Source organism: Candidatus Liberibacter brunswickensis, assembly GCF_036858155.1.
Taxonomy (GTDB): domain Bacteria; phylum Pseudomonadota; class Alphaproteobacteria; order Rhizobiales; family Rhizobiaceae; genus Liberibacter; species Liberibacter brunswickensis.
The window spans coordinates 27395-43996 of record NZ_JAAEJX010000003.1 but is presented as its reverse complement, the minus strand read 5'-3'; the positions used below and the strand labels follow the sequence as shown (position 1 = coordinate 43996).

Genomic DNA, 16602 nt, shown 5'->3' with positions numbered 1-16602 from the left:
GATTGTAATCATATAAAATATGCGTCCTTCTTGTCTCAATCCCTTATTTTCTCCTATATCAAATTTTCGTGGCGTCGGTAAAAAATATTCTTTTCTTTTATCCAAAATTATAGATCGTAATAATGCAAGAGAAATACGTTTTATAGATATCCTATTTCATTATCCTTCATCTTTTATTGATCGTAGTTACTGTCCAAAGATTTCGGAAATTTCAGATGGAAAAATTGTAACAATAACTGGTTATATTAGTCATAATTCTTCTTTGCAACTTCATGGGAAAAGACCTTATAGAATCATCCTCAGGAATGAAACTGGTGAAATAAGCTTGTTATTCTTTTATAAAAACACTTATAAATTAAAAAATATTTTTTTTGAAGGAAGAAACATAACAGTTACAGGACAAATAAAAAAAATAAAAAATCAATTTACCATGGTTCATCCTAATTTATTCTTTCATGATTTTCAAAATACAAAATTTCCTACTATTGAAGCAGTTTACTCTCTTACAAAAGGATTTTCAGATTATTTTTTCAAAAAAATCATAGCTGAAGCACTATCAAGAATACCAATATTACCAGAATGGATAGAAGAATATTTATTACAAAAAAAATCTTTTCCTTCTTTATCAGAATCATTCAACATTATTCACAATCCTCGTGATAAGAAAGATTTTAAATGGGGATCTCCAGCAAGAGAAAGATTAGCATATGACGAATTGTTAGCTGGACAAATCGCATTATTACTTATGCGAAAACAATTTAAAAAAGAAGAAGGAATTCCAATAAATGTTAAAGGACATATTTATCAAAAGATTTTGAAAAATTTACCTTTTTCTCTCACAAAAAGTCAAGAATTTGCTATCAAAGATATTATTAATGATATATCGAAAAAAAATAGAATGCTACGTATCCTACAAGGAGATGTAGGATCTGGAAAAACAATAGTAGCATTAATTGCAATGGCAGCAGCAGTAGAATCTGGAGGCCAGGCAGTTATTATGGCTCCCATTGGTATTCTAGCATACCAACACTATGAGTTTATAAAAAAATACACGCAAGATACTGAAATTAGTGTTGAAATTATTACGGGAGATATGACAAAATTACAACGAAAAGTAGTTTTAGAGCGTATAGCTAATGGTCAGGCACAAATTATCATTGGAACCCACGCTCTTTTTCAAGATTCTGTGCAATATCACAAACTAATTTTAGTTGTCGTAGACGAACAACATAGATTTGGAGTCCAACAACGTCTTCAGTTAACTAATAAAGGAACTTATCCACATGTCTTATTCATGACAGCTACACCTATTCCTCGCACACTTATTCTAACTTCTTTAGGAGATATCGATGTTTCCCAAATAACTGAAAAACCTAAGGGAAGAGAACCTATTAAAACAGTTATTATTCCTATTAGTAGAATAAATAAAGTTATCGAAAGACTCAAAATAGTTTTGTCGCAAGGGAAAAAAGCATATTGGATTTGTGCTAAAATAGATGAAAAAGAAGAATCAGATTGTTTTTCGGTAATAGAACGTTTTAATGATTTAAAAAAACATTTTGCATCATCTATTGCAATGATTCATGGAAGAATGTCTGATCTTAATAAAAAATCAATTATGGATTCTTTTAAAAACGGTATTTGTAAAATATTAATTGCAACAACCGTAATTGAAGTAGGAGTTGATGTTGTAGATGCTTCAATTATAATCATAGAAAACGCAGAATACTTTGGTCTTGCACAACTTCATCAGTTACGAGGACGCGTTGGACGTGGAAAAGAAAAATCTAGTTGCATTCTTTTATGTAAATATCCTCTGAATCAAAATAGTTATAAAAGATTATCAATACTTAAAAGTACAGAAAATGGATTTCTTATTGCTGAAGAAGACTTAAAAATACGAGGAGGAGGAGAAATCCTTGGAACAAAACAATCTGGCATGCCAAAATTTCTTATTGCTCAACCTGAATTTCATAGCTATTTGTTAGAAATTGCACGCAAAGATGCTATAAATATTATTCAAAAAGATCCAAATCTAACCAGCATCCGAGGAAAATCTATACGAATACTTCTATACATATATCAATATAACGATGTATTTCAATTTATTGAAGCAGGATAACAAGCCTATCTCAAATTTTATTTTTTTTATAATTACATTTAGATTTTTCGTCGTAAATTATATGATCAGGAACAACAATACCACCAGATATCAACATTTTTGCAGAATCTTCAGCACTCATTTTAAGCTTAATAACTTTCTCTCTAGGAACAAAAACAAGCATACCAGCTGTTGGTAAAGGAGTTGGTGGTATAAAAACTGTTACCATATCTTTGTGACCTAAATCTGCAAATTTTTCTTTTAACTCGCCTTTGACATCCGCAGTCAAAAAGCATAAAGACCAAAATCCAGAACTAGGATATTCTACAAGACAAGCATTCTTAAAAGACTTTGAATCCTCTTTTAGAATAGTACGAATAATCTGCTTAGTACTTTTATATAAATGTTGAACAATAGGCGTATTATTTAATATAAATTCACTTAAAAAAAATACAAATCTTCCTAAGAGATTTCTTCCTAAAAATCCAATAATATTAATAAAAACTATAACCAATAATAATCCATAACCAGGAATATAAATATCAAAATAATATTCGGGATTATATTTAATAGGAATATAAGGAATGATAAAACTATCAAACCAATGGATTAAAGAAAAACTTAACCAGATTGTTATAGTAATAGGTGCACATATAATTAGACCAGAAAAAAAATTATTTCTAATCTTTTTTGAAATAGAGGAATGAAAAGAATCATTTTTCATATTAAAACATCCTCTCATTAAATATAATTTTATACCTTTTGAAAAACAATTATTCTACTGTAACCGACTTCGCTAAATTTCTAGGCTGATCAACATCTGTACCAATCAAGATAGCTGTACAATAAGCTATCATTTGAATAGGTAAAGAAAAAACGATAGGTGAAATAATTTCATCCATATTAGGGAGAATAATTGTTTCCAAAGATGGAAACTCTTGTCTACTTGCACCTTCTTCATCTGTGATAAAAATAATACGACCTCCTCGAGTTACTACCTCTTGTATATTAGACAAAGTTTTTTGAAAGAAACGATCATACGGTGCTATGGCAACAACAAGAGTATCTTCAGTAATCAAAGCTATAGGACCATGTTTTAATTCACCTGCCGCATAACCTTCTGCATGAAGATAAGATACTTCTTTTATCTTCAAAGCACCTTCTAATGCTAACGGATAACTAGAACCCCTACCTATGTACAATAAAGTTTTGCTCTTTACTAATGCATAACATAACTTTTCTATTTGCGGGTAAATATTTTGCAATACATCAAACATCTTACGAGGCACTTCAACAAGAGCTTTAATTAATTTTCTTTCTTGTTCTACATTAATATGACCTCTTACTTTTCCAGCATATATTGCCATAATCAAAAGGACTACTAGTTGACATGTAAACGCTTTAGTAGAAGCAACTCCTATTTCTGGCCCTGCCTTAATTGGAAATACAAAATCTGATTCTCGAGCAATACTTGATTCAACAACATTTACAAGAGATCCTATTTTCAAACCATTTGTTTTCATATAACGAAGAGATGCCAAAGTATCTGCTGTTTCACCTGATTGAGAAATAAATAAAGAAGACCATTTGGAAGAATAAACAAAATCTCGATAACGAAATTCCGAGGCAACATCAATTTCAAATTTTAATCCTGCTAAACGTTCAAACCAAAATTTTCCTATTAATCCAGACAGATAAGAAGTTCCACAAGAAGAAGCTAGAAGACCTGATATATTGGCAAAATCATAATTAAAAATATTGGAAATTATTGAATGATCTGACAGATTAATATAGTGATTTAGAACTCGATAAATAGCTTCGGGTTGCTCATCAATTTCTTTTTCCATAAAATGACGAAAGTTACCTTTCCCGATAAGAATAGGAGCAATTTGTATTACATGAACTGGTCTTTCTACTTCGTTACCTTGTGAATCATAAATTATTAATCCAGAATTATTAATAATGGCCCAATCACCGTCTTCCATATATCTAACTTTGTCTGTTAGTGAAGCGAAAGCTGATACATCTGATCCGATAAACATCTCTCCTTCGCCATGACCAATAATTAAAGGAGGTCCCTTACGAGCTACAATAATAGAATCAGGATCGTCCTCAAAAATAACAGCTATAGAATATGATCCTGTCAATAATTGCATAACTTTTTGCATGGTTTCTTTTTTACTAAAACCATTTTTAATAAATTTTGCTATGAGACACGCAATAACCTCTGTATCCGTATCAGTCAAAAAAACTTGTTGAGAGGGAAAATGTTCTTTTTTCAGAATAGAAAAATTTTCAATAATACCATTATGCGTAACAGCTATTCCATCAATACAATGAGGATGGGAATTTTCTTTGTTAGGTAAACCATGAGTTGCCCAACGGGTATGAGCAATACCTATATTCCCTTTTAATGGATTTGTAGTAAATTCTTTTTCTAATTCAGATATTTTACCTTTTGAGCGAATACATTGAATTTTGCAATCATAAATTGTTGCCATTCCAGAAGAATCATATCCACGATATTCAAGACGCTTTAAAGCCTCAATAAGACGCGATCCTACAGATTCTTTCCCAATAATTCCAACTATGCCACACATTTTTTAAAAACTACCTCTACTGATATGAAATATAATTTATTAAAACAATCAACAATACTAAGATATTTTGGTAAAAAAAATCTACTATTAGAATCATTAGTTAAAATATTATTCTTTTTTCCTGAATAACAAACTACCTTTTTCTTTTATAACTTGTCGAGCTCTAGCAAACACAAGAGCATCCTCTGGAGTATCTTTTCTGACAACACTGCCAGATGCCACATAAGTACCTCGACCAATGGTAATAGGGGCAATTATAGAAGAATTAGATCCAATAAAAGAATTATCCTCGATATTTGTTGTATGTTTGTTAACACCATCATAATTACAGGTAATAGTGCCTGCTCCTATATTGACATTGGTACCTATAACACTATCACCAACGTAACTCAGATGATTAATTTTGCTTCCTTCTCCAATAGTAGTTTTTTTAACCTCACAAAAATTTCCTATCCGAACATTTTGTTCTATTTGTGTTCCTTGCCTTACGCGAGCAAAAGGGCCAATAATAGTGTTTTTACCAATATGCACTCCTTCTAAATACGAAAAAGAACGTATTTGTACCGAACTTTCAATTCTTACACCGCATCCAAAAACAACATGAGGTTCAATGATTGTATCTGGTTCTATAATAGTATCATGAGAGAAAAAAACAGTTTCTGGACCAATAATTGTAACACCTGATATCATCATTTGACGACGAAAACGTAATTGCCAGATATGTTCAATTATAGAAAGTTCATAACGATTATTGCAACCATATACTTCTTGTTCTTGGACATCAATGCTTGCAATATTTTTCCCATCTAACCTTGCTTTTTCAATGATATCTGTGAGATAGTATTCCTGTGAAATTTTACTTTTATTAATTTTAAGAAGAAAATTCATGATGTTATGGCCATCAATAGCCATCAATCCACTATTACAATAATTTATTTTCTTTTCTTCATCCGTAGCATCTTTTTCTTCACGAATGGCTATTATTTCATTATTTTTTGTCAATAAACGACCATATCCATCGGGATTATTAGTATAAAATCCAATTACTGCAATAGAATATCCTTTAGATATTTTATCAAATGCTTTTTCTAAAGTGTTAGAAGAAATTAACGGAACATCACCATACAAGATAATAACATCATCGTATCCTCGTTTAATGGCATCCTGTGCTGTTAAAACTGCATGCGCAGTTCCTTGTTGGCAATCTTGAATATAATATTCTATTGATAAAGAAGAAGGAAAATTAATATTTTTAATTTCTTCTGATCCATAACCTAGAACCAAAGCAACATCACTGATACCTGCAGAAACGATTGCTTCCATAACATAAGAAATCATAGGTTTCCCTGCAATTTTCTGTAATACCTTGGAAGAAGAAGACTTCATCCTAAATCCATTACCTGCAGCAAGAACAATAGCAAGACGTTTACGTTTCATTAAAACCCCATGTTGTAGAATTACCAAAATAATAATTCATAAAAAAATATCTAGCTTTTAATATGATATTTTATCATTTTCCTTACGATACTATTTTTATCAAAAACTTTCTATTTGTGAACAATATTTAGAATCATCCATCCAATCTTTTTGTACCTTAACAAAAAGAATCAAATGAACAGTTTGTTCTAGTATTTCTGATATTTCTTTTTTTGCTTCTAAAGAAATATTTTTGATATTTTGCCCATTCTTACCTATAACAATTTTTCTTTGATTAGGACGATCTACATAAATTACCTGCCGTATTAATACCGAGCCATCTTTTCTTTCTTCCCATTGTTCAGTCACTACAAAAGAAGAATAAGGTATCTCTTTATGCAAGTACAAAAATAATTTTTCACGCGTAATTTCTGCAGAAAAATAAAACATAGGAAGATCAGTAATTTGATCAGAAGAATAAATCCATGGGGATAAGGGCAATTTAGAAAATAAATAATTTAATACGTCATCGCAACCATGGCCTTTTGTTGCTGATACCATAAAGGTTTTATCTATAGATGCTAGCTTATTTGCTATTTCAGCTTGTTCAAGTAAACTTTCCTGTTTCACACAATCAATCTTATTTAAAATTAAAATCAACCTGCATGAACGTTTTCCAATTTCTTTTAAAATATCACATACATCAACTTTTAATCCACGATTACTATCTACAACAAAGCAAATAATTTCTGCATGTTTAATAGTACTCCAAGATGAACGGATCATGAGTTTATGATATGAATCATTAGCTTGAAAAATCCCAGGAGTATCAAGAAATACTATTTGTGATTCTTTTTCTGAAACGATACCTCGTATAATTGAACGAGTTGTTTGTACTTTATGGGTGACAATGGAAACTTTTGCTCCTACAAAGCGATTAATAAGCGTAGACTTACCAGCATTGGTAGCGCCAACTAATGCTACACATCCTGAACGACTATTATCTGGTACAATATCTTTTTGTTCGTTAGAAAAAATAATTTTACCAATCTCCATATTATATAATAATCAGATCCAAATTCCTTCACGCTTCAAAATCTCTGCAGCTGCTATTTGTTCTGCAGCTCTTTTTGAACAATCTATTCCTTGACCTGGATCAAGTCCAGCAATCTTAACAATCACAGTAAAACGTGGATCATGGTCTGGACCAGAACGAAAAGTAACTTTATAAATTGGAGTAATTCCAAATTTAGCATGTGCCCATTCTTGCAATTCAGTTTTAGCATCACGACGCAATTTTCCACTTTTAAAAGCACGATCTTTCCAATACTTTTCTACAAAAGTATTTGCTACGTCCATACCTCCATCAAGATAGAGCGCAGCAATTAAACTCTCTACAACATCAGCCTGGATACTCGTAATGAAATTACAAACCTCTCTCCTAAGATCAGAACTAACACGAATGAAAGAAGAAATATTTAATTCTTTTGCAACTTGAAAACAAGTTTCTGCACTAACTAAAGAATTAAAACGAATTGAAAGCTCTCCCTCTTTAGCAGAATCAAAATGATTAAACAATAATCTTGATATCAAAAGACCAAGAATACGATCACCAAGAAATTCTAATCTTTCATAACTTTCTTGCGAAGAACTAGCAACACTAGAATGAGTTAAAGCTTTTACTAATAAATCTTTATTAGTAAAAGTATACCCTATTTTTTTTTCTATATCTGAATATTGCAATGATGATATCACAAAAATTTAAACAATCTATTCCAACGCATGTTTGGAATCCAAAGCCATATTTTACTTAATGGAGTATCACCTCCAACAGAAAAAAGTACAAGACTAGCTCTACCAACAAGATTTTCTTCTGGTATAAAACCAACGTCAGACCAACGACTATCTTTTGATTTATCTCGATTATCACCCATCATAAAGTAATGACCTTTAGGAACGAAAAAATCTGATATATTATTACTAGATGATAAAAAATCTTGAGAAAGCACTTTATATGTAACGTTATTATCTAATGTTTCTTTAAAAAGAGGAACATCAATACTCCAATCTTCTTTATAGTGATACGAGAAATATCCTTCTGAATGACGTGTAATAGGTATATCATTAATATATATGATACTATTCTTAATCGATATCCTATCACCTGGTAAACCAATGACTCTCTTTACATAATCAATAGTCGGATTTTTTGGCAAACGGAAAACTACAACATCTCCACGTTTAGGTTTAGAATCAAAAATACGACCGCTAAACAAATTATATGAGAAAGGAAATGAGTATTTGGAATAACCGTAGGAAAACTTATTAACTATAATATAATCACCTACTAGGAGAGTAGGTATCATAGATCCGCTTGGAATAACAGAAGGCTGAAATAAAAAAGTTCTAATTAAGATAGCAAAAAGCAAAGCTTGTAGAATTGATTTTATAGTATCACTTAAAAACAGATTGTATCTCCATTTCTTTTTCATCCACATATTTATTATATTCTCCTCAAATTATTTTTATGATTCAAAAAAGAAGAAATCACAATATAATTATTTTTAAAATATCATACTTATAACAATTTATTTTCTACAACGACAAATGCATTAGCAAAAGGAAAATCGTCGCTTATTGTTAAATGAATTACAGGCCTATATCCTTTTGGAACAAGAGAATGCAGTATATCAAAAGCACGACCGGATACCGAAATATATGGCTTGCCTCCAGGAAGATTAAAAATTTCTATATCTTGCCACGAAATACCATTAGATATTCCTGTGCCAATAGCTTTAGAAAAAGCTTCTTTCGAGGCAAAACGCTTTGCATAAGCAGCAGCACGATGGAAAGAAAGATCACAAATACTTTGTTCTGATTTAGAAAAACAACGCAATTCAAATTTTCCATTAAAATTACGCAACAAACCATCAATACGTTTAATATTGATTATATCATTACCTATACCTAATATCATATAGAAAAATCTTTCCCCAATAGATTTTTTTAAGTGACGAAACAATAGAAGGACCAGTAATCTTTAAACACTAACAATGCGATATGAATAGTTACATCATAAGTATCTGATGAAATACCAATTATACCATAAGTTAACATAATAGATATTATAAGAATAATAAAAGCAACAGAAACAGAAACAGAAACAGAAACAGATATAAAAGCAAATACTGCCAAAGATTAATTAATCTAGGATAACATCACATGATGAATAATAAAAAATATTTAATAGTTTAGTAATCATCCCTTTTATCAGGAGCAATTATATTATCAATACCTTCTAATAGATCTCCTTCAGACATCTGTCCAAAAGATAAGGACTCTGGTTTATTCCAAGAGAAATCAGAATTTTCGGCAGGATTATCAGGCTCATCAACTTCAACATGTTTTTGAAGAGAATGGATGAAATCTTCTTCAAGGTCATCTGCAGACAATGTCCCACTTGCAATCTCACGCAAAGAAACCACTGTATACTTATCATTCCCAGTAGCAACTGTGGGCTTTGCTCCTTGCGATAAATGCCTTGCACGATGGCTTGCTAAAAGAACAAGTTGAAATCTATTTTCTACTTTATCAATACAATCTTCTACAGTAGTACGCGCCATATGAACCTCGAAAATAATTAAAAGCAACAAAATAAAATCTAAACAAAGCATATTATCCGACATTTTACAATAAAATACTGGTCATTTCAAGTTTTTCATTATAAACTATATAAGTGTCCTATTGCATCCTAAGCATATTTTTAATAAACAAAATACATGAATATACTCGTTTAAGTCGAACAAGATGGTTTTTTGAATTAAAGCATGTATATTATTGAAATATTTATTTTCATTTTAACACGATATCACGATATTTTAAGTTAATAAGTAAATTAGGTAAAACGATTAAAAATAGGTAAATAATTAAAAATGTTCGATCCTCGTGAAAAAATCGCTCTTTTTATTGATGGTGCTAATCTTTATGCTTCTTCTAAAGCATTAGGATTTGATATTGATTATAGAAAGCTTCTTAAAGCATTCAAATCACGTGCTAGAGTACTTAGGGCATACTACTACACTACTGTTCTTGAAGATTCAGAACAGCAATTTTCACCATTACATCCTTTGCTTGATTGGTTGCATTATAATGGGTTCCAAGTAGTTTCAAAAACGGCTAGGGAATTTACAGAAGTTAATGGAAGAAAAAGAGTAAAAACAAGTATGAATGTAGATCTAGCAGTAGATGCTTTCGAACAATCAGAAGGAGTAGAACATCTCGTTATCTTTTCAGGAGATGGAGATTTCGTAACTTTAACATCAGCTCTTCAAAGAAGAGCAAAAAAGGTTACGATTGTTTCAACGGTTTTATCCAATCCTTCTATGGTGTCCGATCAATTACGTCGCCAATCCGATTATTTTATAGATCTTGCTTATCTAAAAAACGAGATTGCACGCGAATCTGACGAAGATAATAGTATTCCAGAAGAAAAGAATGAGTAATACTTAAAGAAGGAATAGTTAATTAATAAAAATATTCTAATCTATTCCTTCTTTATTAAATTCCATTGGAATATTATCTAAATTATTTTTTAAATAATATATTTTTGAAAAACCATGATTATAAAAAATTTTTATAGTGTTTTTTATATAACGCATTAATTTATTATGGCGGTATAATAGCTTATACTTTGGATGGTATTGGCACTTTTTTTATTTTTCTACTTTTGGAATAATCAGTAGGAATTGGAATAAGATTCGTATCTCTTTGCTTTTTTAAAGATATATCACGATATTTTTGCAAACTGTCATCATCACAGTTGTCCAAACTAACAATATGACTACGTGTTAAAAGAAAAGGTATCTTGACAACTTCTTCACGATACTTACATCCTAAAGGCATCCTTATAGACTTCCTTTGAAATTCAACAGTAGACCTGAGATATTCTTGATCATTAGCTTTTAACGTCGCCATTCCAAGATATTCTACATGAACCTTTGATACTCCCCTTTCCTCAATTCTGAGAATTTTTGCTGCTGCATTAGACAAATCGATAAGACGATTATTATGATAAGGACCTCGGTCATTAACACGCACAACAAGAGATATACCATTTTCTAAATTAGTTACACGAACATAACAAGGAAGAGGAAGGGTTGGATGAGCCGCCGTAATGTATTCTGTCCCATAAATTTCACCATTAGCTGTCAAACGTCCATGAAATGCTTTGCCATACCAAGAAGCCATTCCTACTGCTGCATACGAGATATATTGTCTAGGAATATATAATCTTCCTCTAATCTTATAAGGCTTACCTAAAAAGTAATATCCTCCTCCTATAGGTATTTTATTACCAAAAGCAATACGATTGCTAGCACTTACGCCGTACATACTTTCTGGAAAATATTCAATACCATCATCCTTATAAACAGACGAAAAAAAGCAAGAGCTCATTCCTAAAACAGCAATACAAATAAAATTTACTCTGAAAAGATAATAAAAAGAAAATATTCTCAATAAATTCTCACCTAATGAAACCCTCAATCTGCGATTATATCTATCATGTTTTTTCTAGAATACATATGAAAATAGAAAATCAATTCTATTATAAAATAACAAAAAAGGATCGATTGTGCAGAAAAAAATATACGACTATATATTAATAACTTGATTACAATATGATAATTATTTCTTTTTATTTATATCTTTAATGTTTTTCCACATATTTTAATATAAAAAAGGATATTTCCCCATAATATATTTAATATACTATATTTATCTAATATCCATTTTGATTTAGTAATAACAACAAAATAGTAATTTACTATTTGTCATATAATAAGTTTTTTTTCAACATATCTTTTCTAATTAATGTAAAAGCACTACTCATATCACTTAATAAGTCTTTCACTTTAAAGAAACCATTTTGAGAAGCACAATGCTCAAGAAATTTATTAGCTGTCTCAGAATCTATTTGAATGCCAATCGCATAGATTACTGCTCCTTGTTCCTTCGCTGCTTTGCATAATTTAAGACTATCATAATTGCTTCCAAGCGTATTATTGTCTCCATCTGTCAAAAATATGATATTTTTTTTGTAGGTATTATGCCCTTTTGAAAGATGACTTGCAACTTCTTTAAGGCTGAAAATCTCATTATAAGCATATCGCAGTCCAGGAGTTGTATTTGTACCACCTTCAACTATGACATTTTTTATTTTTGACCTAACATTTTTTATACCCCATGACAGAGGAACAATTTCTACAATTTTATCAGAAAATGTTACTAGCCCACTTCGAATAAAGTTATTAACATCTATTTTTTTTCCCATATTATCTAACATTGAAATTATATATTTTGTAGCAACATCTATTCTTTTCTCTGGTATTTTTGGAGGCAAAATTATTTTCATAGAACCTGAAACATCCAAGACAATCATAATATCCATTCCATAATTAATATCATAGTTTATCTTTATAGAACTAATTACTGGTACTTTAATATGACCAATATCTTTAAACGAAGGAAAGAAAGTAAGAAAATTTAATGGCATTTTATATTGAGAAGTGGCTACCAAATTATACCTGTTGTCCTCTTGGCTAATGAATAGTGATGTAGAGTTAATTAAATCATCAGCTTCTTTTATAAATCCATTTGTTATTAATTCATTTCGAAAATCAACATACCAATTACGACGTATCATATCTTTTGTTTTATTTTTATATTGATCGTCGCCAGGAACGTTTTTTATTTGTGTTGCTACATTTAAAAGAGAACGATCTAAAATAGAGTGTATTTCTATTTTCATCCAGAATGCATGAGAACACTCAACTGCCATCACTATGGAAAATATAATTGCAGTCAATATAATAGCGGTTAATAAACTAATACTTCCCTTGCAATCATGAATATTTTTTTTGATTTTGAAACAACACACTAAAACATACCCCATTTATTTTATCTATAAATACGATATGAAATATGTTATCCCACAATTATAAATTACAAATATATTATATACACACTAATTTATTCTATTTATAAGAAAATTTTTTATATATAATTTAAAATATTAACTATTAATATTTACTGGTCAAATAATTAAAATGCGTTTTTATTTATAAAAATAATCAATATCAAACCAGTTGGCCTATAAGCCGGGTTCTGTATTTCCATATAGGAAACTGGTAATCATTCATCTAGGATGCTATTTACAAAGCACCTCATGCAACCTACCCGAATAACTAGATCGAAAACAAATCTGGAGCATTAATTGCTCCTCGTTATCCCTATTTGGTCTTGCTCCCAACGGGGTTTACCATGCCGTTTTTGTTACCAAAAACGCGGTGGGCTCTTACCCCACCATTTCACCCTTACCTTTGATTTAAAGGCGGTATTTTTTCTGTGGCACTTTCCCTAAAGTCACCTTTGCCGGACGTTATCCGACGTTGAGTTTTCATGGAGCCCGGACTTTCCTCACTCTAAAAAAATAATATTTTTTTGAAGCGCGATTACCCAGCCAACTGGTGTATTTATTTTAAATAAAATATTACAATAATACTACATAAAAATAATATATATGATAAAAAAATATGATAGAAAAAGATAATTATAAAACACTAATTATCAATAAAAGTAATTGTGTTCTTATTGTTAATAATTGATAGAATTATATTGTCTGAAACCGATTGATATATGTGATTTTAAATGACTTTTAAAGGACACTGCATATTTGCCCTAGCTAGTATTATTATTGCAAAAAAAATCAATTTTTTAACGTCATTAGAAAACGCCGAATGGGGCATAGTGGTTTTGGGATCGTTGTTATCTTGTCATTTACCAGATATTGATCATCATAAATCTTTTATTTCTCGACGTATTAATAGATTTTTTATTTATCCTTATCGTATATTAAAGCATCGAGGTTTTACACACAGTATATTCGCAGTTATATTATATGGATATCTGGTATATAATACTTTCCCATCAGAACATGAAACACCTTATCAAGGATTACAAGATTCTCTCATAATTGGTTATATAAGCCATCTAGTCGCAGATATCATCACACCAGCTGGCATACAATTACTTTGGCCTTATCATCGGAGATTTTGCTTTCCCTTATTAAAAAATAAATACCCTATTGTAGAAATATTATTTTGTGTATTATTTCTTGTTTATTCTATAATAGGAGTTTATTGAAATAGCAAAAAAACTTCTACTATTAAAAAATATCTTCTTTGATCTGATATTTAACAATGAAATATTTATTTATATGTAAAAATGTAAAATAAAGAAAAGTTCTAAAATAAATTATTTATTATGTTATGAACAAAGTGAAAAATAATTGTACTTGGATAAGATAGAAACGTACAATTATTAGTTGTAGAACAATAACAAGAATAAAGACTTTCTAAGTGACAAATTTAAATATGAAAAAAACATCAAGCATATTAATACCAATGAATTGGATAGGACCTATCAACATAACAGGAAATGTTATGCAAGAAAAAGTAGTAGTTCCTCTTGCAACTTATGAATATCCACTTTGGTATTCTGTAAAACGAGGTGCATATATCTCAATGCTTTGTCAAAATGGTATACGTGCAACACTTATTGACGAAAAAATGACACGTTCTATATTTTTTGAAACAGAAAATGCACAAATGGCCTTGACAGCATTACAAGAAATCATTCTTAGAAAAGAAGAAATATCAAAAGTTGCAGAACAAACAAGTAAATTTACTCGTTTTATTCAATTGCATTCTCAAATAGCTAGTAATCTACTTTTTCTACGCCTTGAATTTTCCACTGGAGATGCTTCAGGACATAATATGGTAACAAAAGCAGCAGATGCTGTCATGAAATGGATATTATCAAATTGGTCTTATTTGCGTTATGGATCAATTTCTGGAAATATTTGTTCAGATAAAAAAGCAACAGCCATCAATGGTATTATGGGAAGAGGGAAAAATTTTGTAGCAGAAATAACGATTAGTCGTGAAATATGTAAAAAATACCTACGAACTTCTCCAGAAGATATCATAAGGCTTAATACGCAAAAGAATTTAATTGGCACTTTTTTAGCAGGAGGTATACGCTCAGCTAACGCCCACTTTGCTAATATGCTACTTGCATACTATCTAGCAACAGGACAGGATGCTGCTAATATTGTTGAAGGATCTCAAGGTTTAACATATGCCAAAATGCACAATGATTATCTTTACTTTTCTTGTACAATACCAAATTTAATTCTAGGATGCGTTGGGAATGGTAAGAACATTCCTGCTATAATGGATAATTTGACAGCATTAGGTTGTACTAAAGAACGGGAAAAGGGAGATAATGCCCGCCGTCTTGCAGCAATATGTGCTGCAACGGTATTATGTGGAGAATTGTCTCTTATTGCTGCACAAACAAATCCTGGCGAATTGATGAAAGCTCATTTACGTCTAGAAAGGAATCATTTAAATGGTAAATGATCGAAAAATTGATCATATAAATATTGTATGTAATGATTCTGAAGTAGATCGAAAAAAAAATTTTTTCGATGATTGGCATCTAATACATAGAGCTTTACCAGAAATATCCCTTGATGAAGTTGATCCATCTATTGATTTTTTGGGGAAAAGACTATCATTTCCCCTATTAATTTCTTCTATGACAGGAGGAAATAATAAAATGATTGAGCATATCAATCGTAATCTCGCTATTGCAGCAGAAAAAACAAAGGTAGCAATGTCTGTAGGTTCACAAAGAGTCATGTTTTCTGATAATAATGCTATTGAAAGCTTTTCCCTACGTAAATATGCTCCTCATACAGTGCTCATTTCTAATTTAGGTGCAGTGCAATTAAATTATGATTTTGGTATTAGAGAAGCACGTCGAGCTGTTCATGTTTTACAAGCAGATGGGTTATTTCTTCATCTCAATCCATTGCAAGAAGTTATTCAACCAAATGGTAATACTAATTTTTCTAATATAAGTTCAAAAATTGCTATGCTATCATCAGAAATGGACGTCCCTATTCTCCTTAAAGAAGTAGGTTGCGGTCTTTCTACTATAGACATAGAATTAGGATTGAAATCAGGAATTCGCCATTTTGATATTGCAGGACGAGGTGGAACATCTTGGAGCCGTGTCGAAAGTCATCGTGGCTCTAAAGATGCTGGAATTGTTTTTCAAGATTGGGGCATTCCAACACCTTTCGCCTTAGAAATGGCTCGTCCTTACTGCAAAAAAGCAACATTTATTGCTAGTGGAGGTATGCGTAATGGATTAGACATAGTGAAATCTATTATCTTAGGAGCTTCTCTAGGAGGATTGGCTGTGCCTTTTTTAAAACCAGCTATGGATTCTTCTGACGCAGTTGTATCTGTAATAGAATCCCTTCGTAAAGAATTTGTCATATCAATGTTTTTGTTAGGAATAAAACGTGTGAGCGAATTATACCTAAATACAGATCTTATCAGACATTGTTAAGGG

16 protein-coding genes and 1 other RNA gene are annotated in these 16602 nt (G+C 30.8%); 5 read left to right on the top strand and 12 right to left on the bottom strand.

Annotation, left to right across the window (positions count from 1 at the left end; all coding sequences use genetic code 11):
• Window positions 1-19 precede the first annotated feature (19 nt).
• Entirely contained in the window at window positions 20-2122 is a 2103-nt protein-coding gene (gene recG, locus GY664_RS01140; RefSeq protein ID WP_333947627.1) for an ATP-dependent DNA helicase RecG, read from the top strand.
• Between the two features lie 10 nt (window positions 2123-2132).
• Here recG and GY664_RS01135 read toward each other — a convergent pair whose 3' ends face one another.
• From GY664_RS01135 to rpoZ, 9 genes are all read right to left on the bottom strand, one after another.
• Window positions 2133-2825, bottom strand: coding sequence for a DUF502 domain-containing protein (locus GY664_RS01135; protein ID WP_333947626.1), 693 nt, complete (start codon window positions 2823-2825; stop codon window positions 2133-2135).
• 49 nt (window positions 2826-2874) lie between these two features.
• A complete protein-coding gene (gene glmS, locus GY664_RS01130) occupies window positions 2875-4701 on the bottom strand; it encodes a glutamine--fructose-6-phosphate transaminase (isomerizing) (RefSeq protein ID WP_333947625.1) in 1827 nt (608 codons plus the stop codon).
• Between the two features lie 108 nt (window positions 4702-4809).
• Complete coding sequence (glmU, locus tag GY664_RS01125) at window positions 4810-6138, bottom strand: bifunctional UDP-N-acetylglucosamine diphosphorylase/glucosamine-1-phosphate N-acetyltransferase GlmU (protein WP_333947624.1); 1329 nt, start codon at window positions 6136-6138, stop codon at window positions 4810-4812.
• A gap of 99 nt (window positions 6139-6237) precedes the next feature.
• On the bottom strand, window positions 6238-7173 hold the full coding sequence (gene era / locus GY664_RS01120; RefSeq protein WP_333947623.1) for a GTPase Era: 936 nt from the start codon (window positions 7171-7173) through the stop codon (window positions 6238-6240).
• 12 nt (window positions 7174-7185) lie between these two features.
• Window positions 7186-7869: a ribonuclease III gene (gene rnc, locus GY664_RS01115; RefSeq protein ID WP_333947673.1), complete on the bottom strand. Its 684-nt coding sequence runs from the start codon at window positions 7867-7869 to the stop codon at window positions 7186-7188.
• Window positions 7869-8615: a signal peptidase I gene (gene lepB, locus GY664_RS01110; RefSeq protein WP_333947622.1), complete on the bottom strand. Its 747-nt coding sequence runs from the start codon at window positions 8613-8615 to the stop codon at window positions 7869-7871. The genes rnc and lepB overlap by 1 nt, the downstream gene beginning before the upstream one ends.
• A gap of 80 nt (window positions 8616-8695) precedes the next feature.
• Window positions 8696-9094: a holo-ACP synthase gene (gene acpS, locus GY664_RS01105; protein WP_333947621.1), complete on the bottom strand. Its 399-nt coding sequence runs from the start codon at window positions 9092-9094 to the stop codon at window positions 8696-8698.
• A 29-nt stretch (window positions 9095-9123) separates the two neighbouring features.
• The gene (locus GY664_RS01100) at window positions 9124-9312 is read right to left on the bottom strand and encodes a hypothetical protein (protein WP_333947620.1); all 189 of its coding nucleotides are present in this window, start codon (window positions 9310-9312) and stop codon (window positions 9124-9126) included.
• Window positions 9313-9368: 56 nt separating this feature from the next.
• Window positions 9369-9740: a DNA-directed RNA polymerase subunit omega gene (rpoZ, locus tag GY664_RS01095; protein ID WP_333947619.1), complete on the bottom strand. Its 372-nt coding sequence runs from the start codon at window positions 9738-9740 to the stop codon at window positions 9369-9371.
• Between the two features lie 309 nt (window positions 9741-10049).
• On the opposite strand from rpoZ, the gene GY664_RS01090 reads away from it, so the two are divergent.
• Window positions 10050-10619: a LabA-like NYN domain-containing protein gene (locus GY664_RS01090; RefSeq protein ID WP_333947618.1), complete on the top strand. Its 570-nt coding sequence runs from the start codon at window positions 10050-10052 to the stop codon at window positions 10617-10619.
• Between the two features lie 181 nt (window positions 10620-10800).
• Here the strand turns inward: GY664_RS01090 and GY664_RS01085 are convergent, their stop codons facing one another.
• The 3 genes from GY664_RS01085 to rnpB all read right to left on the bottom strand — a co-directional run bounded on the left by GY664_RS01085 (window position 10801) and on the right by rnpB (window position 13644).
• Window positions 10801-11634, bottom strand: coding sequence for a septal ring lytic transglycosylase RlpA family protein (locus GY664_RS01085; RefSeq protein ID WP_333947617.1), 834 nt, complete (start codon window positions 11632-11634; stop codon window positions 10801-10803).
• Between the two features lie 307 nt (window positions 11635-11941).
• A complete protein-coding gene (locus GY664_RS01080) occupies window positions 11942-13069 on the bottom strand; it encodes a vWA domain-containing protein (protein ID WP_333947616.1) in 1128 nt (375 codons plus the stop codon).
• 185 nt (window positions 13070-13254) lie between these two features.
• An RNA gene (gene rnpB, locus GY664_RS01075) (RNase P RNA component class A) lies at window positions 13255-13644 on the bottom strand.
• Between the two features lie 180 nt (window positions 13645-13824).
• Here rnpB and GY664_RS01070 point away from each other — a divergent pair.
• From GY664_RS01070 to fni, 3 genes are all read left to right on the top strand, one after another.
• The gene (locus tag GY664_RS01070) at window positions 13825-14319 is read left to right on the top strand and encodes a metal-dependent hydrolase (protein ID WP_333947615.1); all 495 of its coding nucleotides are present in this window, start codon (window positions 13825-13827) and stop codon (window positions 14317-14319) included.
• 230 nt (window positions 14320-14549) lie between these two features.
• On the top strand, window positions 14550-15599 hold the full coding sequence (locus tag GY664_RS01065; protein WP_333947614.1) for a hydroxymethylglutaryl-CoA reductase: 1050 nt from the start codon (window positions 14550-14552) through the stop codon (window positions 15597-15599).
• Entirely contained in the window at window positions 15589-16599 is a 1011-nt protein-coding gene (fni, locus tag GY664_RS01060; RefSeq protein ID WP_333947613.1) for a type 2 isopentenyl-diphosphate Delta-isomerase, read from the top strand. Before GY664_RS01065 ends, fni begins: the two co-directional genes overlap by 11 nt.
• Window positions 16600-16602: the final 3 nt, after the last annotated feature.